Here is a 22,986-nt window from a genome sequence, read left to right as displayed (position 1 = left end):
TCCGCATAAGCACGCGAGAGAAACCATGCCAAAGCGCAGCGACATCAAGACCATCCTCGTCATCGGCGCCGGCCCGATCGTCATCGGCCAGGCCTGCGAGTTCGACTACTCCGGCGCCCAGGCCTGCAAGGCGCTGAAGGAAGAGGGTTACCGCGTCGTCCTGGTCAATTCGAACCCGGCGACGATCATGACCGACCCCGAGACGGCCGACGCCGTCTACATCGAGCCGATCAACTGGCAGACGGTGGAACGCATCATCGCGAAGGAGCGGCCGGACGCCGTGCTGCCCACCATGGGCGGCCAGACGGGCCTCAACTGCGCGCTCGACCTCGCCGACCACGGCGTGCTCGACACCTACGGCGTCGAGCTGATCGGCGCGTCGCGCGAAGCCATCCGCATGGCGGAAGACCGCGACCTGTTCCGCAAGGCCATGGCCGACATCGGCCTGGAATGCCCGAAGGCCGAAGTGGCCCGTTCGATGGAGCAGGCGCTGGAGATCCAGCAGACCGTGGGCTTCCCGACCATCATCCGCCCGAGCTTCACGCTCGGCGGTTCGGGCGGCGGCATCGCCTACAACAAGGAAGAATTCGTCGAGATCGTCGGTCGCGGCCTCGAGCTCTCGCCCGTGCACGAAGTGCTGGTGGAAGAGTCGGTGCTGGGCTGGAAGGAGTTCGAGATGGAAGTGGTCCGCGACAAGGCGGACAACTGCATCATCGTCTGCTCGATCGAGAACTTCGATCCGATGGGCGTGCACACCGGCGACTCGATCACCGTCGCGCCGGCGCAGACGCTCACCGACAAGGAATACCAGCGCCTGCGTAACGCCTCGATCGCGGTGCTGCGCAAGATCGGCGTGGACACCGGCGGTTCGAACGTCCAGTTCGGCATCAACGCCGAGGACGGCCGCGTCGTCGTCATCGAGATGAACCCGCGCGTCTCGCGTTCGTCGGCGCTGGCGTCCAAGGCCACCGGCTTCCCGATCGCGAAGGTCGCGGCGAAGCTCGCCGTCGGCTACACGCTCGACGAACTCAAGAACGACATCACCGGCGGCTTGACCCCGGCGTCGTTCGAGCCGTCGATCGACTACGTCGTCACCAAGATCCCGCGTTTCGCGTTCGAGAAGTTCCCGGCCGCGGACGCCCGCCTCACCACGCAGATGAAGTCGGTGGGCGAGGTGATGGCGATGGGCCGCACCTTCCACGAATCGATGCAGAAAGCGCTGCGCGGCCTCGAGATCGGCAAGACCGGCCTCAATCCGACCGGCCTCGACATCGGCAGCGAGGAAGGCTTCCTGACGCTCAAGCGCGAACTGCGCGAGCCGCGCCCCGACCGCGTGTTCCACGTCGCCGACGCCTTCCGCGCGGGCCTCTCGCTGCAGGAAGTGCACGACCTGACCCGCATCGATCCCTGGTTCCTCGCCGCGTTCGAGGACATCGTGATGACGGAAGGCGAAGTGCAGCGCCAGGGCCTCACGGCGCTGGACGAAGGCCGCATGCGCGAACTCAAGCGCATGGGCTTCGCCGATGCGCGCCTGGCCGAACTGGTCGGCACCGACGAAGGCGCCGTGCGCCACCTGCGCCGCACGCTCGGCGTGCGCCCGGTGTACAAGCGCGTCGACTCCTGCGCCGCGGAATTCGCCACGACCACCGCGTACATGTATTCCACGTACGAGGAAGAGTGCGAGGCGAATCCGACGAACAAGGACAAGATCATCGTCCTCGGCGGTGGCCCGAACCGCATCGGCCAGGGCATCGAGTTCGACTACTGCTGCGTGCACGCGGCGCTCGCCCTGCGCGAGGATGGTTTCGAAACCATCATGGTCAACTGCAACCCGGAAACGGTCTCGACCGATTACGACACCTCCGACCGCCTCTACTTCGAGCCGCTGACGCTCGAAGACGTGCTGGAGATCGTCGATCTGGAGAAGCCGAAGGGCGTGATCGTGCAGTACGGCGGCCAGACGCCGCTGAAGCTCGCGCGCGCGCTCGAAGCCGCCGGCGTGCCGGTGATCGGCACCAGCGCCGACTCGATCGACCTCGCGGAAGATCGTGAGCGCTTCCAGAAGATGATCCAGAAGCTCGAACTGAAGCAGCCGCCGAACCGCACCGCCCGCAACGCGGACGAAGCGCTCGCGCTGGCGCGCGAGATCGGCTATCCGCTGGTCGTGCGTCCGAGCTACGTGCTCGGCGGCCGCGCCATGGAAATCGTCTACGCCGATGCCGACCTCTCGCGCTACATCCGCGAGGCGGTGCAGGTGTCGAACGAATCGCCGGTGCTGCTCGACCGCTTCCTCGACCACGCGGTCGAGGTCGACGTCGACATCGTCGCCGACGCCGACGGCAACGTGCTCGTCGGCGGCATCATGGAGCACATCGAGGAGGCCGGCGTGCACTCGGGCGACAGCTCGTGCTCGCTCCCGCCGTATTCGCTCAGCCAGGAAGTCCAGGACGAGATGCGCCGCCAGGTGAAGCTGATGGCGCAGGAGCTGAAGGTCGTCGGTCTGATGAACACGCAGTTCGCCATCCAGGGCGACGACGTCTTCATCCTCGAGGTGAACCCGCGTGCGTCGCGTACCGTGCCGTTCGTCTGCAAGGCCACGGGCATGTCGCTGGCGAAGATCGCCGCGCGCGCCATGGCCGGTCGCTCGCTCGTCGAGCAGGGCGCGACGAAGGAGGTCATCCCGTCGTACTACTCGGTCAAGGAAGCCATCTTCCCGTTCCTGAAGTTCCAGAACGTCGATCCGATCCTCGGCCCGGAGATGCGTTCGACGGGCGAAGTGATGGGCGTGGGCCGTACCTTCGGCGCCGCGTTCGCGCGCGGCCACGAGGCGGCAGGCATCAAGGCGCCGCCGAAGGGCAAGGTGTTCATGTCGGTGCGCGACGCCGACAAGGATCGCCTGCTGCCGATCGCGAAGGACGTCGCCGAACGCGGTTACGTCGTCGTCGCCACGGCGGGCACGGCGAAGTTCCTGCAGGACAACGGCGTGCCGTGCGAGCGCATCAACAAGGTGCTCGAAGGCCGTCCGCACATCGTCGACCTGATCAAGAACGGCGAGGTGGTCTACATCGTCAACACGACGGAGGGCAAACAGGCCATCTCCGATTCGTTCTCGATCCGCCGCGAAGCGCTGCAGCAGCGTGTCACGTATTCGACCACGGTCGCCGGCGCGCGCGCCCTCGTGCACTCGCTCGACTTCCATGCGGATCCGGAAGTGAACAGCCTGCAGGAACTGCACAAGGAGCTGAAGGCATGAGCGCGACCCGTCCTCCCATGACCCAGAAGGGTGCCGATCGCCTGCGCGACGAACTCGAGTACCTGAAGCGTGTGAAGCGCCCCGAAATCGTCGCGGCGGTGGCGGAAGCCCGCGCGCACGGCGACCTCAAGGAAAACGCGGAATACCACGCCGCGCGCGAGATGCACGGTTTCAACGAGGGCCGTATCGCCGAGCTGGAAGCCGCGCTGTCGAACTCGGAAGTCATCGACACCGAGCGCCTCAGCGTGGGCAAGCGCATCGTGTTCGGCGCCATCGTCGAGCTCGTCGATCTCGACACGGATGCCGAGGTCACCTACCAGATCGTTGGCGACCTGGAAGCGGACATCAAGCAGAACCTCATCGCGGTGTCCTCGCCGATCGCCCGTGCGCTGATCGGCAAGAGCGAGGGCGACGAGTTCGACTTCAAGGCGCCCAACGGCGTGAAAACGTACGAGATCAAGGGTGTACGGTACGTCTGATCCGCACGCCTGGCGGCATCGTGAAAAGACGCCCCTTCGCGGGGCGTTTTTTTTTCGTGCCTCAGTCGCCCAGCGGCGCGAACCCCTGCAGCCCGAGCACGATGCGCTCCAGTTTGTCCGGATTGCGCTGCACGTGGATGTTGTGGATCGTCTCGCCGTCGGTGACGTACGTTTGCGCGGATTCCAGGACGCCGTCGATGTAGCGCAGCAGCGACCATTCGCCATTGATGCGCACGACACGCACCTGCACGCCCGCGCCGAAGCGCAGGTGCGCCGCGTAGAAGAGCTGGGCGATGCGCTGTCCGCCGAGCAGCGGCTTCGGGAAACTGGTGACCTTGCCTCCGCCGTCGCCGGAGAGCTCGGCATCCGCCGCCAGCATCGAGCGGATCGCCGGGAAATCGCCGCTGGCCATCGCCTCGGCGAACCGCCGCATCAGCGACAGGTGCTGTTCCGTGGGGACACGCTGGCGCGCGCGCTCGTTGCGTAGCTGGTCCTTCGCGCGATGCACGAGCTGGCGACACGCCGCTTCGCTCTTGCCGATCGTCGTGGCGATCTCCGGATAGTCGACGTCGAACACCTCACGAAGCAGGAACGCGGCGCGCGCCTCCGGCGAGAGCCGTTCGAGCAGCAGCAGGAACGCTACGGAGACGTCGTCGGCGAGCTCCCGGATGTCCTCTGGCGAGGCGCCCTCGTCGGTCAGGATGGGTTCCGGCAGCCAGATGCCCACGTACTCCTCGCGGCGCGCCTTGGCGGCCCGGAGGCGATCGATGGAGCGCCTCGTCGTCGCGGCGACGAGCCACGCCTCGGGATTGTCCACGCTGTCCGGACACACGCCGTTCCAGCTCAGCCAGATGTCCTGCACGACATCTTCGGCTTCCGCGACGGATCCGAGCATGCGATAGGCGATACCGTGCAGGCGGGGACGCAGCGCGGAAAAAGTGGCCGTGGCTTCTGTCATTCCCATCAAGACGATCCTGATGGGAACTTTGTGACATGTCTTGTGAAAAAAGTACCGGCCGGTCGCCGATAACGGCCTACTTATCTGCCAGCGTGAGGATCGGCGCGCCCTTGTCCTTCAGGAAGAACACGACGAACTTCGCCGGCCTGGTGGCGCTGGCGTTGCGGCCGACGGTATGCAGGTCGTCGGGGCCCTCGTAGTAGACGTCGCCCGGGTTCAGGGTCTTGTTGGGCTGGCCCTTCACACCCATCACGATCTGGCCCTCGATCACATAGACGATGGCCTGGGCGTCGTGCCGGTGAACGGGGTCCACCGCGCCCGGCGGGTATTCGACCGTAATCAGCTCGAGTTCCTTCTTCGGGTTGTCGGCGGCCACCTTGGTGAACAGCTCGGTGACCTTCGCCATCGGCGCGCCGCCGTTGCCGTGTTCGTCGCCGTGGGCGAGCGCGCCGAGCGGCGCGAGGGCCAGAAACATCGCGATTGTCTTCATCGTACGCATGGTCGATCCTCTTCGCGGTCGGGGGAGTCAGCTCAGGTTGGCCTTGTCGAGGTGCCATTCCTTGTCGAAGCCGCCCGGCACCGGGCGGAAGGCGACGTTCGCGCGGTTCCACGCGTTGATGATCATGATCGAGTACGTCAGCTCGGCGAGTTCGGCTTCCGAGAACTGACCGCGCACCCGCTCGTAGATGTCGTCCGGCACGCCCTCGGCCGGAATCCGCGTGAGCACCTCGGTCCACGCCAGCGCCGCGCGCTCTTTCGGAACGAAAAGGTTCGACTCGCGCCATGCCGCGACATGGTGCAGGCGCAGTGCGCGCTCGCCGTGGATCGTCGCTTCCTTCACGTGCATGTCGATGCAGAAGCTGCAGCCGTTGAGCTGCGAGGCACGGATCTTGACCAGATCCTGGATCGTGTCGCCGAGCGCGCTCTTCGCGGCGACCATGCTCAGTTCCATCAGCTTCTTGGTCAGCGCCGGCGCTTCCTTCATGTAGTCGAGACGCGTCTTCGGCACTACGGGCTGCTGGACGGAGTCGTCGCTCTGCGACGGGGCGGTCTGGGCGTTCATGTCGTCATCCTTCGTCAGGGGTGAGGGTTCCCGCCGCAGGGGGCGGGGCGAGTACAGGCTAGGTTCGCGCCATCGCTGCCGGTAGATCCGTGGGCGTGACCACGGTGTTGCGCAACGGGAACCAATCGGAGGCGTCACAGATCGACCGGCTGCTTCGTCTGATCGATATGGACCCGATGCATTCCACGTACGAGCGGCTGCGACGAGAGCTGGCGAGCCGCCAGCCGGAACCGGCCGTGTGGCTCGGGCTCCTCGATGCGCTCGACCGGCTCCCGGCGGATGCCCGCCTGGCGCTGCTGTTGAGCGACGTGTTCGAAGCGAGCATCGACGACGTGGCGGCCTTGCTGCACAGGGACGCGGCCGCCTGCCGGCGACTGGTCGACGAGGCGCACGAACGAATCCATGCGGCTGCCGCGACGAGGAAGTAAGACATGTCCATCCACCCCATCCATCCCGCGCGGGCGAACGCCCCGGATGCGCTCGCCTCGTCGTTCTCAGCCAGTTATGCCGGCGTGATCGCGTTCATCGCCGTGGTCACGGAAGGCAGTTTCGCCCGCGCCGCGGACCGTCTCGGCATCGGCCGGTCGGCGGTGAGCCGAAGCGTGCAGAAGCTGGAACAGCAGGTGGGTGCGCGCCTCTTTTCGCGCACCACGCGCAGCACCGCGCTGACCGCCGAGGGCGCGATCTTCTTCGAGAATTGCAACCCGGGTGTCGAGCGCATCGCGCAGGCGCTCGACGACATGCGCGAACTGCGCGACGGGCCGCCGCGAGGCCAGTTGCGCATCGGCGCGCCGGTCGGATTCGGTCGCCAGGTGGTGGCGCCGCTGTTGCACCGGTTCCGAGACGCGTTTCCCGAGATCGGCATCGACCTGGTGCTCGACGACCGTCCGGTCGATTTCACGGGTGACCGCATCGATGTCGCGTTTCGCGATGGTCGCATGGAGGACAGTCAGGTGATCGCGCGGCAGATCGTCCCCATGCAGATGTTCGTCGTGGCGACGCCCACGTACCTGCGCGAGCGCGGCGACATCGACCAGATCGACGACCTGCTCGCGCGGCCGGCGGTGCATTACCGCACGGCGTCCGGCCGCATCGCGGAATGGGAGTTCAAGGTCGATGGCCGCCTGCGCAAGGTGCTGCCGCCGTCGATGGAGGTGTTCAACGATGCGGACCTCGTCCTGCAGGCGGTGCTGGAGCATCGAGGCGTCGCCCAGCTCGCCGGTTACCAGGTGTGCGAGCACCTGCGTGCGGGACGGATCGTCGCCTGCCTGCCGGAGTACGCGCCCGACGATCGCGGCCACTACGTCTGTTACCAGAGCCGGCAGCAGCTGCCATCGCGCATCCGCGTGTTCATCGATTTCATGATCGCCGCCATTCGGGAGCTCGATCTCGAATGCGGAACCACGCTTCCGATTGTTGCCGCTTCGGCAACACGGTGAGCCATGCGCCGGGGCTACTGGCTACAAGCCGGCGGTCCTAGCATTCCTGTAAGCCAGTCAAGAAAGGTGATCCACCATGAAGATCCTCGTCATCGGAGGCACGGGCCTCATCGGTTCCAAGGTCGTCGACCGTCTGCGCGACGCGGGCCATGACGTGACGCCTGCCGCGCCTTCGACGGGCGTGAACACGCTCACGGGCGAAGGGCTGGACGCCGCCATGGCGGGCGTCGATACGGTCGTTGATCTTTCCAACTCGCCGTCGTTCGCGAAAGACGATGTCATCGCGTTCTTCACCACCGCGGGCAGGAACATCGCGGAAGCCGAGAAGAAGGCAGGGGTGACGCACCATGTCGCGCTGTCGGTCGTCGGCACCGACGATCTCGATCGCCTCGGTAGCGGCTACTTCGCCGGCAAGGTGGCGCAGGAGCAGCTCATCCGCGCCGCTGGCGTCCCTTACACGATCGTGCATTCCACGCAGTTCATGGAGTTCCTGCCGGGCATCGTCGCCTCGGGCGAGAAGGGCGCGGACGTCCACATGCCGACGGCCGACATCCAGCCGATCGCGTCCGACGACGTCGCCAGGCTGGTCGCGGACGCCACGCTCGAGCCGCCGACGACGCAGGTCGTCGAGATCGCGGGCCCTGCCAGGTTCAGCATGGCGGACCTCGTGGCCACGTATCTGACGAAGACGGGCGATGCTCGCCGCGTGATCGGTTCCGCGGAGACGCCGTACTTTGGCGCGGTGCTGGATCGGGACACGCTGGTGCCGCGCGGCGCGGCGCGCCTGGGCACGATCGGGTTCGACGAGTGGTTCGCCGCGCGGACGCCCGCGGCCGCGGCCTGAGGAAGGACGTCCACGGTGAAGCCGACGCCCCCGCCGCTTTCCTTCCTCGACAGGTACGGTGGCCCGGACTTCCAGCCGCTGTACACCGCGAGCGTGCGTGTCACAGGCGGCGAGGCGCGGCACGGTCGCGCCTCCGGCAGCGCACGCTCGACCGACGGCCACCTGGACGTGGCCTTGCGCCTGCCGGCCGAGCTCGGCGGCCCGGGCGGCGGCACCAACCCGGAGCAACTGTTCGCGGCCGGCTTCGCCGCCTGCTTCCACGGCGCCCTGAACCTGCTGGCGGCGCGCGAACGGGTGGACATTCCGGATGCCGAGGTGACCGCTGAGGTGACGTTCGGCCGCGATCCCATGGACGGCCTGTTCACCCTGGCCGCCAGGGTCCGTATCGCGCTGCCGGGCGTCGATCGGCGCGTCGCCGCCGCGCTGGTGCGCAACACGGAACGCCTTTGTCCTTACGCGAAGATGGCCCGTCAGGGTATCGACTGCGTCGTCTACCTCGACGGCTGACGCGTGCCTCCGACGATGCCTGTCGCGCCAGGTATCTGATCCGCCATTACATTTCCTTTTGTCCCCGGCCGAGTGGCCTACTACTCGACGCGCTCCCATGGGGCTATGATCCGTGCGCGGGCGGCCTCGAGGGGAGGCTGGCAGGGTGGGCCGGGCGCGCTCCCGGCTCAAGGGGCGGGTAGATGGCGAAACTGATCGAATTCCTCGAGCGCGTCGGCAGCGATGCGACGCTTCGCCATGCCGACGCGGAAGCGCTCGAGGCCGCCCTTGCGGACACCGACATCGACGAGGAAACGCGGGCCGCCTTGAGGGATGGCGACCGCGACGCGCTGCATCGCCTCATCGGCGAACGGCCCTTCATCGTCGCGCAGATGCAGATCGGTCCGGACCATGTGGAGACGCCGGACGACGACACGGACGACGACAAAGACAAGGACGACGATGGCACCTCGATTTCACGAACGCCGGTCTCGGGCGAGACGCTCTGACGCCGTGATGCGCCTCGCGCGCCATGCGCTGCTCCTGATGGCTGCCGCGGCGCTCGCGCTGGCGACGGCGGCGCAGGCGGACGAAACCGAAGCGAACCCTTCCTCGCCGGCGGCGATCCTTTCCCGCGCCGACGCGATCAAGGGCTCCGACCCCGCGACCGCGGGAAAGCTGATCGACCAGCTTCTGCGCATCGAAGCCAAGCTCGCGCCGGAGGAGCGCTGGCGGCTGCACTACATCCAGGGCTGGCGCGCCACGTGGCTCGGCGATTACGACCTGGGCAGGAAGGCGCTCGAAGACGTCGCCGACAACGCGAACAACATCGTATTGCGCTTCCGCGCGACGGCGACGCTGATCAACCTGCTCGGCATCGCGCATCGCTACGAGGAAGCGTTCAAGCGCCTCAACCAGCTGCAGGAGATGATGCCCTCGATACGCGATCGCAAGGCGCGTTTCATGGGGCTGGGCGAAGCGTCGCAGCTGCTCAGCTCGGCCGGCCAGTTCGAGCAGGCGGAAGCGTACGCGCAGGAGATGGTGGACAACCCGCCGCCCGGCGACACGATCTGCAAGGGCGCGGAGCACCTCCTTCGCGCGCGCCGTGAAGCCAACCGCCTGCAGTCCATCGATCCGATGTTCGAACGCGCCATCGAGGTCTGCATGAACGTCGGCGACGACGTGTTCGGCCAGACGATGCGCGCGGACATCGCGGCCTTCCACCTCGACAAGGGGCGTCCCGAGGAGGCGGTGAAGTTGCTCACCGCGAATCGCGAAGCCATGCGCGCGCTGAGCTATCCGGTGCTGCTCGCCGAATTCGACGCCACGCTCGCCAAGGCCTATCTCCAGCTCGGCGACCTCGTCAACGCGCGCCGGTACGGGCTTTCCGCCGTCGCCAACGCGAGCCAGGAGGAATTCATGGATTCGCGGCGGATCGGCTACGAGGTGCTGTACGAGGTGGAGCAACGCGTGGGCAACGCCGCCGCCGCGCTCGCGTACCACAAGCAGTACATGGCGGCCGACAAGGCCCATCTCGACGACGTGAGCGCGCGTAGCCTGGCCTTCCAGATCGTCGACCAGCAGCTCGTCGCGCGCCGGGCCGAAGTCGAAGCGCTCAACCGCCAGAACGAGATCCTGCGGCTGACCGGCGCGCTCGATCGCAAGGAGGCCGAAACGAGCCGGCTGTACATCGTGGTGCTGCTCGCCAGCCTGGCCGCCATCGTCTGGCTCGTGCTGTGGCTGCGCCGCTCGCAGCTGCGTTTCATGAAACTGGCGCGCCGCGACGGCCTCACCGGTATCTGCAACCGCGAGCACTTCGTCGAGCAGTCGGAGCGCGTGCTCGCGTACGGCGCGCGGTCCGATCGCGGCGCCTGCCTGATCCTGTTCGACCTCGATCACTTCAAGAACGTCAACGACACCTACGGCCATGCGACGGGCGACGAAGTGCTCAAGCGCGCGGTGGACGTCTGCCGTCGCGCCCTGCACGCATGCGACGTGTTCGGGCGGCTGGGCGGCGAGGAATTCGCGGTGCTGCTCCCGGACTGCAGCCCGGCGCAGGCGCGTGCGCGCGCGGAACAGCTGCGGCTGTCCATCGCGGCGACATCCGCCACGCAGGCGAAGCCGGACCTCGTCGTGACGGCGAGCTTCGGCATCGCCAGCACCATGCCCTGCGGCTTCGAGCTCCATCGCCTGCTGGTCGTCGCCGACGCGGCGCTCTACCGCGCCAAGCGCGCGGGCCGCAATTGCGTGTTCATGGGCGACACCGGCGACATTCCGGATTCGCCGTATCTGACGGAAGCGCGGGGGTAGGGCGGCTCATCGCGACCGATCGCCCCGCCGTGACGCACCGTCATACCGGCGGTATCGACATCCCAGGTGCGGGACGGGTAGCCGGGAGCGCCAGATTCGGGCGCAAAAAAAAAGGCCGCTTTCGCGGCCTTTTCTTCAGAACCCGTCGCAGCCGATCAGCGCTGACGAGCCTTGAAACGCGGGTTGCTCTTGCAGATCACGAACACTTTGCCGCGACGGCGAACGACTTTGCAGTCACGGTGACGCGACTTCGCGGACTTCAAAGAGGAAAGCACCTTCACGGCCAGCTCCTGAAACTTTAAGGACAAGGAAAAACGGGATTGTAACGACCTGGGCGGGCTAGCGCAAGCGCCCGTCGCCATTCGTCTTTCAGCCGAGCCCGAGCTTGGCGCGGGCCTCGCGGACCGTGCGCAGGAAGCTCTCCAGCACGGGGGACGTATTGTCCACGCGCGAGGCCGCCGCGAGCAACAGGTGGGCCTCCGGATCGTCCACGGGAACGAACGCGACGCCGTCCAGCTTCACGGCGCGAAGCGACGCGGGCACGAGCGCGACGCCGATCTCCGCCGCGACCAGCGGCAGCAGGGAAGGGATCTGCTGGGCCTCCTGGCGGATGTTCGGGTGAAACCCGGCCTTGTTCGCGAGCAGTCCAAGGCGGTCGGTCAGGGTGACGGCGTGCGCGCGGGGCGGGGCGACGAAGCGCTCGGTGGCGAGCTCCGTCATCCGGATGGCGTCACGCTTCGCCAGGCGATGGCCGGCGGGCAGGGCGATGACGAGGGGCTCGTGGTCGATCACTTCCACGTTGAGCTGGCGGGCGTTGGCCACCCCTTCCGGACGGGCGCGCAGGAGGCCGACGTCGATCTGCCCCGAGAGCAGGGCGTCGTACTGGGCCCCGGTGAGCATTTCGCCCAGGTGCAGGCTGACTCCGGGTGCCGCATGTGAGAACCGCAGCAAGGTTTCCGGCAGCGCGCGATGGAATGATACGGAGACGGCGTACGCGAGCCGCAGCTGCCCGGTAAAGCCGGCGGCGGCTTCGGTCACTACGGTCCGGGCGCTTTCGGCGCGGGCGAGGATGGCCTTCGCTTCCGCGAGGAACAGACGTCCCGGCTCGGTCAGCGCGACTCGGCGGCGATTCCGGTCGAGCAGCCTGACGCCCAGGTCGGCCTCGAGCGACTGGATCTGCTGCGACAACGGTGGCTGCGAAATATGCAGGCGCTGCGCGGCCTGGGTGAAACTCAGGGTTTCCGCCACTTCGACGAAGTAGCGCAGCTGGCGCAGGTCGAACATAGTCGTTTTTCGTATAAGTGGTCGCTGAAAGATATATTGGCCGGAAATTCCTAGGAAATCTAATATTGATCCTGACCTACCACCAACCCCTCCCCCGGGTCGGTAGGTCCCTCGCCCCGCATCGACGCTAACTACCGGCATCTGGCCTACCTCCCCCCCCGAGGCCCATGCTGAGGCGTCCTCTGCGGGGCGACTTTATTTCCGGGCCCCGGTCGCCAGACCGGGGCCTTGTCGTTTCAGCGGGGCGAAGAGCATCGCCGATGCGATCGGCTCCCACCCTTCGGTAGCATGTGCGACGTACTCAATGCAGGCGCGTCTCGAACCCGCAGCCCGTCTTCTCCCGAACGCTGGCCTCGTCCACGCCCGGCGCGAGTTCGATCAGCACGAGGCCCTCAGGCGTCACGTCGAACACGGCCAGCTCGGTGATGATGCGGTTGACGACGCCCTTGCCGGTGAGCGGCAGGGTGCATTCGGTGAGGATCTTGGGCGAGCCGTCCTTCGCGGCGTGCTCCATCACGACCACGACGCGCTTCACGCCGGCCACGAGGTCCATCGCGCCACCCATGCCCTTGACCATCTTGCCGGGCACCATCCAGTTGGCGATGTCGCCCTCGCAGGTGACCTGCATGGCGCCGAGAATCGAAATGTCGATGTGGCCGCCGCGAATCATCGCGAAGGAGTCGGCGCTCGAAAAGAAGGACGCGCCGGCGCGGGCCGTGACGGTTTGCTTGCCGGCGTTGATGAGGTCGGCGTCCACCTCGTCCTCGGTCGGGAACGGGCCGATGCCGAGCAGGCCGTTCTCGGACTGCAGCCACACGTCGACGCCGTCCGGAAGGTGGTTGGCCACCAGGGTCGGCAAGCCGATGCCGAGGTTCACGTAATCGCCGTCGGAGAGTTCCAGGGCGGCGCGCTGCGCCATCTGATCGCGGGTCCAGGCCATGGGAGTCTCCTTCAGGCGCGCACGGTGCGCTGTTCGATGCGCTTGGACGGCGCGGGATTGTGCACGATGCGGTCGACGTAGATGCCGGGGGTGTGGATCTGGTCCGGATCGAGCTCCCCGATCTCCACCATGATCTCGACCTCGGCGACGCAGACCTTGCCCGCGGTGGCGGCCATCGGATTGAAGTTGCGCGCGGTCTTGCGATACACGAGGTTGCCGGAGGGGTCGGCCTTCCAGGCCTTGACCAGCGCCACGTCGGCGACGATCGAGCGCTCCATCACGTACATGTGGCCGTCGAATTCGCGGGTTTCCTTGCCTTCGGCCACCTGCGTGCCGTACCCCGTGCGCGTGAAGAAGGCCGGGATGCCCGCGCCGCCGGCGCGCAGCTTCTCCGCGAGCGTGCCCTGCGGGGTGAACTCGACCTCGAGCTCGCCCGCGAGGTACTGGCGCTCGAATTCCTTGTTCTCGCCGACGTACGACGAGACCATCTTGCGGATCTGCCGCGTCGCGAGCAGCTGGCCCAGGCCGACGCCGTCGATGCCCGCGTTGTTGGAGACCGCGGTGAGGCCCTTCACGCCCGAATCCCGCAACGCCTCGATGAGGAGCTCCGGGATGCCGCAGAGGCCGAAGCCGCCGACGGCGATCGTCTGTCCGTCGGCCACGAGGCCTGCCAGGGCCTCACGGGCCGAAGCGACACGTTTGTCGCGGGAGTGCGACTTCACCTGGTTCATGCGTCATCGATCCTTCCGGACGGTCCGGCCGCCGGTTCGCCGCTCATGATAGCGGAGGGCGGGGCGGCCCCGCGGGTGCCCTTTGGTCCAATCGCGTCCGTGCACGATTCCGCCAAGAACTCGCCCGTGGACGGCGCTTTGATGGGCGGCGTTCCATCCTCGGCACCTTAGTCATCCGGAGAACCCACGTGAGCAAGCAGAAGATCGGTGTGATCGGCATGGCCGTGATGGGCCGCAACCTGGCATGGAACATCGAGAGCCGCGGGCACGCGGTGTCGATCTTCAATCGCAGCAAGGAGAAGACCGACGAGGTGATGGCCGAGAGCTCGGGCAAGAAGCTCGTGCCGACGTACAGCCTCGAGGAATTCGTCGACTCGCTGGAGAAACCGCGCCGCATCCTGCTCATGGTGCAGGCCGGCAAGGGCACCGATGCCGTGATCGAGCAGCTGCGTCCCCTGCTGGACAAGGGCGACATCCTGATCGACGGCGGCAACACGTTCTACAGGGACACTGTGCGGCGTGGCGACGAGCTGGCCGCCGACGGCCTGCACTTCATCGGCACGGGCGTGTCCGGCGGCGAGGAGGGCGCGTTGAAAGGGCCGTCCATCATGCCGGGCGGACCGCGCGACGCATACGACCTCGTGGCGCCGATCCTCACCGAGATCGCGGCCCGCGCACCCGACGGCGAGCCCTGCGTCACCTACATCGGCCCGGGTGGCTCGGGTCACTACGTGAAGATGGTCCACAACGGCATCGAGTACGGCGACATGCAGCTGATCGCCGAAAGCTACGCCGTGCTCAAGCACGTGCTGGGGCTGTCGAACGAGGAACTGGCCGACGTCTACCGCGAGTGGAACGAGGGCGAACTGGACAGCTTCCTCATCGAGATCACCTCGAAGATCTTCCGCCGCAAGGACGAGAAGACCGGCAAGATGCTGGTCGACGTGATCCTCGACCGCGCGGCCCAGAAGGGCACCGGCAAGTGGACGAGCCAGAGCGCCCTCGACCTCGGCGTGCCGCTGACGCTGATCACCGAATCCGTGTTCGCCCGCGTGCTTTCGTCGATGAAGGACGAGCGCGTGGCGGCGAGCAAGGTGCTCGCGGGACCGCCGGCGAAGCCATTCGGTGGCGACCGCAAGGCGTTCATCGAATCGGTGCGCCGCGCGCTTTACATGAGCAAGATCATTTCTTACGCCCAGGGCTTCGCCCAGCTGCGTGCCGCCTCCGACGAGAACCAGTGGGACCTCCACTACGGCGCCATCGCCAAGATCTTCCGGGCGGGCTGCATCATCCGGGCGCGCTTCCTGCAGAAGATCACCGAAGCGTACGACCGCGACGGCGCGCTGAAGAACCTGCTCCTCGATCCATACTTCCGCGACATCGCGCAGGACTACCAGGCGGCGCTGCGCGAGGTCGTCGCGGCGGCCGTGGGTACCGGGGTGCCGGTACCGGGTTTCTCGGCGGCCGTGGCTTATTACGACAGCTACCGGGCGGACACGCTGCCGGCGAACCTGATCCAGGCCCAGCGCGACTTCTTCGGCGCCCATACCTTCGAACGCGTCGACGAGAAGGGCAGCTTCCACGCCGAATGGGCGGAATGAGATCCTGAACGGCCGTCCGGAAAGCCCGGCCGCGGCGGGCTTTCCGGGCTCGCGCCGTGTCGTGGTGCGAATTGCGCCACACCGTCTTCACGCGACGCTGGCGCTGTAACAACCCTCCCTTTAGAGTTGGCGCATTCGGCGGCACCCCAGGGTGTGCCGACCGGGTCCAACGAGGGAGTACGTTGTTTCATGTTGAGAAGTTCGCTGATCGGCGCTACGGCGCTCGCGGTCGCTCTTGCCGGATGCACGACGCTGCCGCAGCCCCGCGACGATGGGTCGCTGCAGCGCGAGGCGCTCGCAGGCACCGAAAAGCCCGTTCCCCGGCCGCTCACGGTCGGCACGACCAACCCGCCGGTTCCGCCGGCCGCCCAGCCCGACGTCACGACGGGCACGGGTGAATTCGTCAAGGCCGTCGGCCTGCCGAAGGCGAAGCCGGTCGACGCGGGCGCGGGCACGGTCACCTTCAATTTCGAGAACCAGCCGGTCGAGTCGGTGGTCAAGGCGATCCTCGGCGACCTGCTGCACGAAAATTATTCGATCGTGCCCGGCGTGCAGGGCAACGTATCGTTCTCCACGTCGCAGCCGGTCACCGCCGAGCAGGCGTTGCCGATCCTCGAGACGCTGCTCTCGTGGACCGGCAACGCGCTCGTCCGCTCGGGCGACCGTTACGTGGTGCTGCCCGCGAAGGACGCGGTCGCGGGCAACCTCGTGCCGAGCATCGGCGCGTCGGCACCGCCCGGCGGTCTGCAGGCGCGGCTGTTCCCGCTGCACTTCATCTCCGCCACCGAGATGCAGAAGCTGATCAAGCCGTTCGCGCGGCCGGACGCCACGCTGCTGGCGGATCCGACGCGCAACGTGCTGGTGATGGCCGGCACCCCGAGCGAACTGGAGAACTACCAGCGGACCATCGCGACGTTCGACGTCGACTGGCTGCGCGGCATGTCCGTAGGCGTGTTCAGCCTGCAGCGCGCGGAAGTGAAGGACCTCACGCCGACGCTCGACAAGCTGTTCGGCGAGAAGGGCAACACGCCGATGGCGGGCCTGCTGCGCTTCATTCCGATCGAGCGCACCAATTCGCTCGTCGTCATCAGCCCGCAGCCGGCCTACCTCGACGAGGTGAAGAGCTGGATCGACCGCATCGACCGCGGCGGCGGCAACGAGCCGCAGCTGTATGTCTACGACGTGCGCAACGTGCAGGCGGCGGATCTGGCCGATTACCTCTCCGACATCTATGGCGGCGGATCGGGCGGCGGCCGTTCGGGCGATCGCGGCGGCCGCGTGGGTCCCGGCCTTACCTCGGGCACGCTCGGCGGCGGCGACAGCGACCTGGGCAACCGCGGCGGCTCCGGTCTCGGCAGCACCACCGGTTCGTTCGGCAACAGCACGTCGAATTCGTCGGGGCTGCTCAACACCACGAACAACAGCGGTTTCGGTAGCGGTTCCTACGGTTCGAACGGAAGCATGGGCTCGTCGTTCGGCGCGGGCGGCTCGTCGGGGAGCGGCTTCGGCGACGACGACTCGTCGCGCCGGCAGCACAGCGGTCCGGTCACCACCGATGAAGGCGTGCGCATCACCTCGGTGGACGCGAACAACCAGCTGATGGTCCGCGCGCGTCCGTCGCAGTGGGCCGAGATCGAACAGGCGATCAAGCGTCTCGACGCCGTGCCGCTGCAGGTGCAGATCGAGACCCGCATCCTCGAGGTCGCGCTCACCGGCAGTTTCGAGTTCGGCGTGCAGTGGTACCTCGAAGGCCTGGTCGGCGGCACGAACGGCTCGGTCGGCCAACCCGGCAACAAGCAGCAGTGGGCGCTGGGCGACGGTGGCAACGTCTTCACGCAGGGGAAAGATGCGTTCTTCTATTCGTTCGTGAACAACAACCTCGCGGTCGCGCTGCGTGCGATCGAGAAGAGCGGCAATACCAAGACGCTCTCCGCGCCGTCGCTGGTGGTGCTGAACAACCAGAAAGCGCACATCCAGGTCGGCGACCAGATTCCCATCACGCAGACGTTCGTCAACACCAATGCCAATTCGGACAACACGATCGGCCAGGTGGAATACAAGGACACCGGCGTGATCCTCAACGTGCGTCCGCGCGTCAATCCGGGCGGCCTCGTGTACCTCAACATCAACCAGGTCGTGAGCGCGCCGGGTCCGAGAGACATCAACGCGACCAACTTCCCGATCCAGCAGCGCGAGGTCTCCACGCAGGTGGCGGTGCAGAGCGGACAGACCGTTCTGCTCGGCGGGCTCATCAAGCAGCAGGAAGGCACGTCGGATACCGGCATTCCGGGACTGAACCGCATCCCGGTGTTCGGCCGCCTGTTCGGCTCGACGGTGCGCAACCGCGACCGCACGGAGCTGATCGTGCTGATCACCCCGCGCGTGATCAGCAATGGCGACGAAGCGAAGCAGGTCACCGACGAGTACCAGCAGAAGTTCGAATCGCTGCGGCCGTTCCGTGCCGAGGCGCCGGCCGGCACCCGTCCGGCGACGGTCGTGTTGCCGCTCAACAAGCCCTGAGGCGGCGCCGGCGGCGCGTGAGCGCGCTCCCACCCGAAGGTACGCGGGTGGGAGCGGCCCCGGTCGGGGAGGATGCTCGCGGCAGGGCCGTGGCTTGCCAGAGCCACCGTCACACAAATTCGGCAGCGTCGAACCGTGACGCAAGCCGCACACGCCGTACTCACGGAAGCCGTCGCAGATTGGGCCAGCGACTCCTGTGGGGAGAATCCGGTGATCCACGACCTGGCTGGCTGGTCGAAGGTGCTCGAACTGATGCCGACCGCGATGTTCATTCGCGACGCCAGGCACCGCTGGGTGCTGGTGAACCGAATGGGCTGCGAGTATTTCGGCATCCATCCCGACGAGGTGATCGGGCGCAGCGACAGCGAACTCTTCCCGCCGGACCAGGCCGCGCGTTTCGCCGCCGGCGACGACGCCGTGCTGCGCAGCCACGAGGTGGTGGAGACCGAGGAAACCGTGACCGACCTGCAGGGCCGGGTCCGCACCCTGCTCACGCGCAAGACCTGCGTCGAACTCGACGGCACGCCGCATGTGCTGGCGTCCGTCACCGACATCACCGAACTGCGCGAGTCCGAAGCGCATGTGCGCTGGCTCGCCTGCCACGACGCGCTGACCGGGCTGTCGAACCGCACGGCGCTGTTCAGCCGGCTGGATGCCGCGATCGCGCGGGCCGCCGGGGGCGGTGGCAAGGCCGCGCTGTTCTACCTCGACCTCGACGGCTTCAAGCGCGTCAACGACACCTACGGCCACCTCGCCGGCGACGAGCTGCTCGTGCAGTTCGGAACGCGGCTGCGCAACCTCGTCGCGCCGGGCGACACGGTCGCGCGCATCGGCGGCGACGAGTTCGCGCTGCTGGTGGAAGACGGCGGCGACCTGGATATCGAAGCCGTCGCAGAGAAGATCCTCGTCCTCGCCAGCATGCCGTTCGACGTGCCGGCGAATACCGCGTTCATCGGAACCTCCGTCGGCGTGGTGCCCATCGATGCGGATGCCGTCGCGGCCGGCGAAATGGCACGCAAGGCCGACAGCGCGCTCTACGAGGCGAAACGCGCGCGTAATCGCCATGTGATCTACACCAACGAACTCGACAATGCGCTCGCCCATCGGCGCAAGGTCGAGATCGCCCTGCGCCAGGCCCTGCGCACGGGCGAGGGCCTCGACTGCTACTACCAGCCGCTCGTGCGCGCGAGCGACGGCAAGGTGATCGGTTTCGAAGCCCTCGCGCGCTGGCGGCATGCCGAACTCGGCGCGGTGCCGCCGGTGCAGTTCATCGGCGTGGCGGAGGAGACCGGGCTGATCGGTGCGCTTGGCGAATGGATCCTGCGCACCGCCTGCATGCGGCTGGCGCCGATGGGCGACATGTTCGTGGCGGTGAACGTCAGCGCGGTGCAGCTGCGCGACGACCGTTTCGCTGCGATGGTGCTCAACGCGCTGGCCGAGTCCGGCCTGCCGCCGCACCGCCTCGAGCTCGAGATCACCGAGACGGCGATCGTCAACGCGGACAGCACGACGGTCCGCCTGCTGAAGAACCTGCGCCGCGACGGCGTGCGGATATCGCTGGACGACTTCGGCACGGGTTATTCGAGCCTGACGCTGCTGAAGGACCTCGACGTCGACAAGGTCAAGATCGACCGCTCGTTCGTGCAGATGGCGCCGTTCGCCGACGATTCCGCCGCGATCGTGCGCGCCGTGTCGAACCTCGGCGCGGCGCTGGGCCTGTGCGTGGTGGCGGAGGGCGTGGAGACGGAACAGCAGCGCGCGTTCCTCCGCGAGGCCGGCTGCGACGAGTTGCAGGGGTACCTCTTTTCCGCCGCGGTGCCGCAGGAGGGGATCGACCGGGTCCTCGGTTTCTTTCCCGCGAACGAGCCGGTCTATTCGGCCGGGTAAGCCTCGGCCGGCATCGGCCAGGTGCGGCGCAGGTCGGGCATGCCGGGCACGGTGGTCGGCTGCGGGAGCGGCAACGGCATGCGCATGCCGAGGATGCCGCCGGTGGCGTCGCCGACGATGGCGATCACGCAGCCGCCGCTGTCCTGCGACGTGCCGAACGACAGGCGCCCCCAGGGCATCTGCATCACGAGATAGCGGTTGGGCAGCATCGACGGCGCGGCGGGCAGCTTCGTCTCGGACGATGGCGCGTGGAACGCTTCGTCCACCTCGGTTCGCTGGAAGCAGGGGCGCTGTTCGAGCTGGATCGAGGTGAAGCGGACCATCGGGACGTCGCCGCCTTCGTTGAAACCACGGGCTTCGAACGCCGTGATTCGGTAGCCGTCGCGGGTGACGAAGGGCTGGCTGCGCACGATCTGCGGCGGGGCGTCGGCGGTCGCGTGCAGGCCCCCGGGCAACTTGTTCGCGAGCGCATCGACCGCGTTGGGCAACGTTCCCATGGTCCCGTTGATGATCTCCACCAGGGTCTTGTCGCTGCGGGGTACGCTCACCGGCACGGCGCCGACGGACATCGCCAGGGGCGCGACGAGCAGGGGAGCCAGGAAGCGGAGGGGGCGCATGAAGTCCGGAGCGGCGGGTTCGGGGGCGCTAGTGTGCACGAGTTGGCGATTTTCCACGCAGGGCGGATGGCATGGCGCGCCGCGCGGCCTTGCACTTGGCCCGATCGCCCGGATATTCCCCATAACGCCTCGACCCCCGCCCCGATGACAGCCCTCCGCTTCGACAACGCCTTCGTCCGTGAGTTGCCCGCCGATCCCGATCATCGGAACGTGCCGCGTCAGGTCGCCGGCGCGGCCTATTCGTTGGTCGACCCGACGCCGGTCTCCGACCCGCGGACGATCGCGATCTCGGACGAGGTGGCCGCGATGCTGGGCATCGCGCCGGAAGCGCCGGACTTCGCGCAGGTGTTTTCGGGCAACGTGCGCTGGCCGGGCATGACCGGGTACGCGATGGCGTACGGCGGGCACCAGTTCGGACACTGGGCCGGGCAGCTCGGAGACGGCCGGGCGATCGGGCTCGGCGAGGTGGTCACGGCGGAGCATGGGCGGCAGGAGCTTCAGTTGAAGGGTGCTGGCCGGACGCCTTACTCGCGAGGCGCGGACGGTCGCGCCGTCCTCCGCTCGTCCATCCGCGAGTTCCTCTGCAGCGAGGCGATGCATCACCTGGGCGTGCCCACCACGCGTGCGCTGTCGCTGGTCGCGACGGGTGACAGCGTGGTGCGCGACATGCTTTACGACGGCCATCCCGCGCCCGAACCCGGCGCGATCGTGTGCCGTGTCGCCCCGTCGTTCGTGCGCTTCGGCTCGTTCGAGCTGCCGTCCTCGCGTGGCGACGTGGCGCTCCTGCGACAGCTCGTGGACTTCACCATCGTCCATCACTACCCGCAGTTCGCCGATCTTCCGGGAGAGGAGGGCTACGCCGCGTTCTTCGCCGAGGTCTGCGAACGCACCGCGCGGCTCATGGCGCACTGGATGCGCGTGGGCTTCGTGCACGGCGTCATGAACACGGACAACATGTCGATCCTCGGGCTGACCATCGATTATGGCCCGTATGGCTGGATCGACGATTTCAATCCGGACTGGACGCCGAACACGACCGACCGGCACCAGAAGCGCTACCGTTTCGGCCAGCAGCCGCAGGTCGGCTACTGGAACGTGCAGCGGCTCGCGCAGGCGTTGTCGCCGCTCTTCAGCGGCGTCGAGGCGCTGCACGCGGGCCTGGCCCGTTACGTCGAGGTGTTCGAGGCGTCGGACGCGGCGTTTTCCGCCGCGAAGCTCGGGCTCGCGCAGCCCGATGAGGGTGACGACGCGTTGATCGCCGACCTCCGTGGGTTGCTCCGTGCGGGCGGCATGGACATGACGATCTTCTATCGCGACCTGGCGGCGCTCGATCCGCACGCGCCGCACGTGGACACAGTCGGAGCGTCGTTCTACGACGACGCGGGGCGCGTCGCGGTCGAGGACGCGCTGCAGGCGTGGCTGCGGCGTTACGCGGCGCGCGTGCGTGCCGACGGCGCCGCGGAGAGCGGGCGCCTGGCGTTGATGCACGCGGCCAATCCACGGTACGTGCTGCGCAACTACCTCGCCCAGCAGGCGATCGATCGCGCGGAGCAGGGCGACGAAACCGGCGTGCACGAGTTGCTCGATGTCCTGCGCCGGCCGTACGACCTGCAGCCCGGCAAGGAACACCTAGGCGGTCGCCGTCCCGACTGGGCGCGCGAGCGTGTCGGCTGTTCGATGTTGTCGTGCAGCAGCTGAGTCGCTGGGACTGTCGCTCGTCCGGGCGACGGCGCCTCACGCGCAGCGTCTGACGAACGTCAACGACCGGGGGGCGCGTTATCCGGCGGTAGTTCGGGCGTCGCCTTCCTCAGCGACTGCTTCACCGTGCCGACGTCGGCGGTGTCGTCGCTCATGTCGCTGGCGGTGGCGTGGTCCTGGCTCATGCCATCCGCGCCGGTCATCTTGATCGAGCGTGTGCCGGTGAAGCGCATGGCGTCGTTCGCCGCTTGCTGGTTGGCCACCGATTTCGCGGGGGCGGACGGTGCCTCCTGCGCGAACACGCTACCGGCCAGCAGGCAGCCCGCGAGAAGGACAAGGATGGGTGTCGTGCCGCGCATGATCTGTCTCCCCGGGCGGTGAGGGCCGCCGTGTCGTCGCTGCCAGGGAAGAACGTATGCCGATGCGCCCCGCGTTTCTTGTAGATAGCCCCAGTTTTGACCGGAAAGCGCGCCCATGAAAAAACCCGGCGCCTCGCGGCACCGGGTTTCCTGTCATGCGCTGCGCATTACATGCCGGAGGTGGAGGACTTCGCCGGCTCGGCCGTCTTCTTGTGCTTCTTGTGGGTCGACTTCATCGACTGGTTTTCCATCGAGTCGTTACCCATGGCGCTCTTGGAGGCGTGATCCTGGCTCATGCCGTCGGCGCCGCTCTGCTTCATCGAATCGGTGCCCGCGTGTTTCATCGAATCGCTGGTGGAATGCGTCGGGGTTCCGGCGGTCGAAGCCGGCGTGGGAGCCTTCGAAGCGTCCTGTGCGAGAGCGGCACCGCTCACGGCCATACAGCCGGCCAGCATCGCGACGATCAGTTTCGTGTTGCGCATGACGAGTCTCCTGAAAACTTATGGCGCCTGGGTAG

Annotated in this window: 22 protein-coding genes; 12 read left to right on the top strand and 10 right to left on the bottom strand. The window is 67.3% G+C overall.

Annotated features, from left to right (window positions below; all coding sequences use genetic code 11):
* The first annotated feature begins 25 nt into the window (after window positions 1–25).
* Both carB and greA read left to right on the top strand, forming a co-directional pair.
* A complete protein-coding gene (carB, locus tag BMW54_RS06565; RefSeq protein ID WP_090053959.1) occupies window positions 26–3,253 on the top strand; it encodes a carbamoyl-phosphate synthase large subunit in 3,228 nt (1,075 codons plus the stop codon).
* Window positions 3,250–3,732 (top strand): transcription elongation factor GreA, encoded by a 483-nt coding sequence (gene greA / locus BMW54_RS06560; protein ID WP_090053957.1) that lies wholly within the window; start codon window positions 3,250–3,252, stop codon window positions 3,730–3,732. The genes carB and greA overlap by 4 nt, the downstream gene beginning before the upstream one ends.
* Before the next feature lie 61 nt (window positions 3,733–3,793).
* On the opposite strand, the gene BMW54_RS06555 is transcribed toward greA, so the two are convergent.
* From BMW54_RS06555 to BMW54_RS06545, 3 genes are all read right to left on the bottom strand, one after another.
* Window positions 3,794–4,690 (bottom strand): RNA polymerase sigma-70 factor, encoded by an 897-nt coding sequence (locus tag BMW54_RS06555; RefSeq protein WP_090053955.1) that lies wholly within the window; start codon window positions 4,688–4,690, stop codon window positions 3,794–3,796.
* A 76-nt stretch (window positions 4,691–4,766) separates the two neighbouring features.
* On the bottom strand, window positions 4,767–5,189 hold the full coding sequence (locus BMW54_RS06550; RefSeq protein ID WP_254779113.1) for a cupin domain-containing protein: 423 nt from the start codon (window positions 5,187–5,189) through the stop codon (window positions 4,767–4,769).
* 27 nt (window positions 5,190–5,216) lie between these two features.
* Window positions 5,217–5,753 (bottom strand): carboxymuconolactone decarboxylase family protein, encoded by a 537-nt coding sequence (locus BMW54_RS06545; protein ID WP_090053953.1) that lies wholly within the window; start codon window positions 5,751–5,753, stop codon window positions 5,217–5,219.
* Window positions 5,754–5,842: 89 nt separating this feature from the next.
* Between BMW54_RS06545 and BMW54_RS06540 the strand changes: the two genes are divergently transcribed.
* From BMW54_RS06540 to BMW54_RS06525, 6 genes are all read left to right on the top strand, one after another.
* Window positions 5,843–6,181: a sigma factor-like helix-turn-helix DNA-binding protein gene (locus BMW54_RS06540; protein ID WP_090053951.1), complete on the top strand. Its 339-nt coding sequence runs from the start codon at window positions 5,843–5,845 to the stop codon at window positions 6,179–6,181.
* A 3-nt stretch (window positions 6,182–6,184) separates the two neighbouring features.
* A complete protein-coding gene (locus BMW54_RS06535) occupies window positions 6,185–7,192 on the top strand; it encodes a LysR family transcriptional regulator (protein ID WP_090053949.1) in 1,008 nt (335 codons plus the stop codon).
* A 76-nt stretch (window positions 7,193–7,268) separates the two neighbouring features.
* On the top strand, window positions 7,269–8,036 hold the full coding sequence (locus BMW54_RS18780) for an SDR family oxidoreductase (protein WP_175472794.1): 768 nt from the start codon (window positions 7,269–7,271) through the stop codon (window positions 8,034–8,036).
* A gap of 15 nt (window positions 8,037–8,051) precedes the next feature.
* Window positions 8,052–8,543: an Ohr family peroxiredoxin gene (locus BMW54_RS18775; RefSeq protein WP_175472793.1), complete on the top strand. Its 492-nt coding sequence runs from the start codon at window positions 8,052–8,054 to the stop codon at window positions 8,541–8,543.
* 182 nt (window positions 8,544–8,725) lie between these two features.
* Window positions 8,726–9,031: a hypothetical protein gene (locus BMW54_RS18770; protein WP_175472792.1), complete on the top strand. Its 306-nt coding sequence runs from the start codon at window positions 8,726–8,728 to the stop codon at window positions 9,029–9,031.
* A gap of 7 nt (window positions 9,032–9,038) precedes the next feature.
* The gene (locus BMW54_RS06525) at window positions 9,039–10,832 is read left to right on the top strand and encodes a GGDEF domain-containing protein (protein ID WP_175472791.1); all 1,794 of its coding nucleotides are present in this window, start codon (window positions 9,039–9,041) and stop codon (window positions 10,830–10,832) included.
* 155 nt (window positions 10,833–10,987) lie between these two features.
* On the opposite strand, the gene ykgO is transcribed toward BMW54_RS06525, so the two are convergent.
* From ykgO to BMW54_RS06505, 4 genes are all read right to left on the bottom strand, one after another.
* Window positions 10,988–11,113 (bottom strand): type B 50S ribosomal protein L36, encoded by a 126-nt coding sequence (gene ykgO / locus BMW54_RS06520; protein WP_029213509.1) that lies wholly within the window; start codon window positions 11,111–11,113, stop codon window positions 10,988–10,990.
* 88 nt (window positions 11,114–11,201) lie between these two features.
* Window positions 11,202–12,116: a LysR substrate-binding domain-containing protein gene (locus BMW54_RS06515; RefSeq protein ID WP_090053945.1), complete on the bottom strand. Its 915-nt coding sequence runs from the start codon at window positions 12,114–12,116 to the stop codon at window positions 11,202–11,204.
* Window positions 12,117–12,417: 301 nt separating this feature from the next.
* Window positions 12,418–13,056 carry a CoA transferase subunit B gene (locus BMW54_RS06510; protein ID WP_090053943.1) on the bottom strand — a complete coding sequence of 213 codons (639 nt, stop codon included), beginning with the start codon at window positions 13,054–13,056 and terminating at the stop codon, window positions 12,418–12,420.
* 11 nt (window positions 13,057–13,067) lie between these two features.
* Entirely contained in the window at window positions 13,068–13,787 is a 720-nt protein-coding gene (locus tag BMW54_RS06505) for a CoA transferase subunit A (RefSeq protein WP_090053941.1), read from the bottom strand.
* A 188-nt stretch (window positions 13,788–13,975) separates the two neighbouring features.
* Here BMW54_RS06505 and gndA point away from each other — a divergent pair, with 188 nt between their 5' ends.
* From gndA to BMW54_RS06490, 3 genes are all read left to right on the top strand, one after another.
* A complete protein-coding gene (gene gndA, locus BMW54_RS06500) occupies window positions 13,976–15,388 on the top strand; it encodes an NADP-dependent phosphogluconate dehydrogenase (protein ID WP_090053939.1) in 1,413 nt (470 codons plus the stop codon).
* A gap of 189 nt (window positions 15,389–15,577) precedes the next feature.
* On the top strand, window positions 15,578–17,908 hold the full coding sequence (gene gspD, locus BMW54_RS06495) for a type II secretion system secretin GspD (protein ID WP_090053937.1): 2,331 nt from the start codon (window positions 15,578–15,580) through the stop codon (window positions 17,906–17,908).
* A gap of 210 nt (window positions 17,909–18,118) precedes the next feature.
* Window positions 18,119–19,795, top strand: coding sequence for a putative bifunctional diguanylate cyclase/phosphodiesterase (locus BMW54_RS06490; protein ID WP_175472790.1), 1,677 nt, complete (start codon window positions 18,119–18,121; stop codon window positions 19,793–19,795).
* Here the strand turns inward: BMW54_RS06490 and BMW54_RS06485 are convergent.
* Window positions 19,780–20,412: a hypothetical protein gene (locus tag BMW54_RS06485; protein WP_090053933.1), complete on the bottom strand. Its 633-nt coding sequence runs from the start codon at window positions 20,410–20,412 to the stop codon at window positions 19,780–19,782. The two genes, BMW54_RS06490 and BMW54_RS06485, sit on opposite strands and share 16 nt — an antisense overlap.
* 144 nt (window positions 20,413–20,556) lie before the next feature.
* Here BMW54_RS06485 and BMW54_RS06480 point away from each other — a divergent pair, with 144 nt between their 5' ends.
* Window positions 20,557–22,110, top strand: a complete 1,554-nt coding sequence (locus tag BMW54_RS06480) for a protein adenylyltransferase SelO (protein ID WP_090053931.1) — start codon at window positions 20,557–20,559, stop codon at window positions 22,108–22,110.
* 59 nt (window positions 22,111–22,169) lie between these two features.
* On the opposite strand, the gene BMW54_RS06475 is transcribed toward BMW54_RS06480, so the two are convergent.
* Together BMW54_RS06475 and BMW54_RS06470 are read right to left on the bottom strand one after the other, a co-directional pair.
* Window positions 22,170–22,469 (bottom strand): hypothetical protein, encoded by a 300-nt coding sequence (locus BMW54_RS06475; RefSeq protein WP_090053929.1) that lies wholly within the window; start codon window positions 22,467–22,469, stop codon window positions 22,170–22,172.
* A 167-nt stretch (window positions 22,470–22,636) separates the two neighbouring features.
* Window positions 22,637–22,951 carry a hypothetical protein gene (locus tag BMW54_RS06470; RefSeq protein WP_090053927.1) on the bottom strand — a complete coding sequence of 105 codons (315 nt, stop codon included), beginning with the start codon at window positions 22,949–22,951 and terminating at the stop codon, window positions 22,637–22,639.
* Window positions 22,952–22,986 lie beyond the last annotated feature (35 nt).

This window comes from Luteibacter sp. 329MFSha, assembly GCF_900111665.1.
Classification (GTDB): Bacteria; Pseudomonadota; Gammaproteobacteria; order Xanthomonadales; family Rhodanobacteraceae; genus Luteibacter.
Note: the sequence above shows the minus strand (reverse complement) of the source record. Positions and strands in the feature narration are given on the sequence as shown.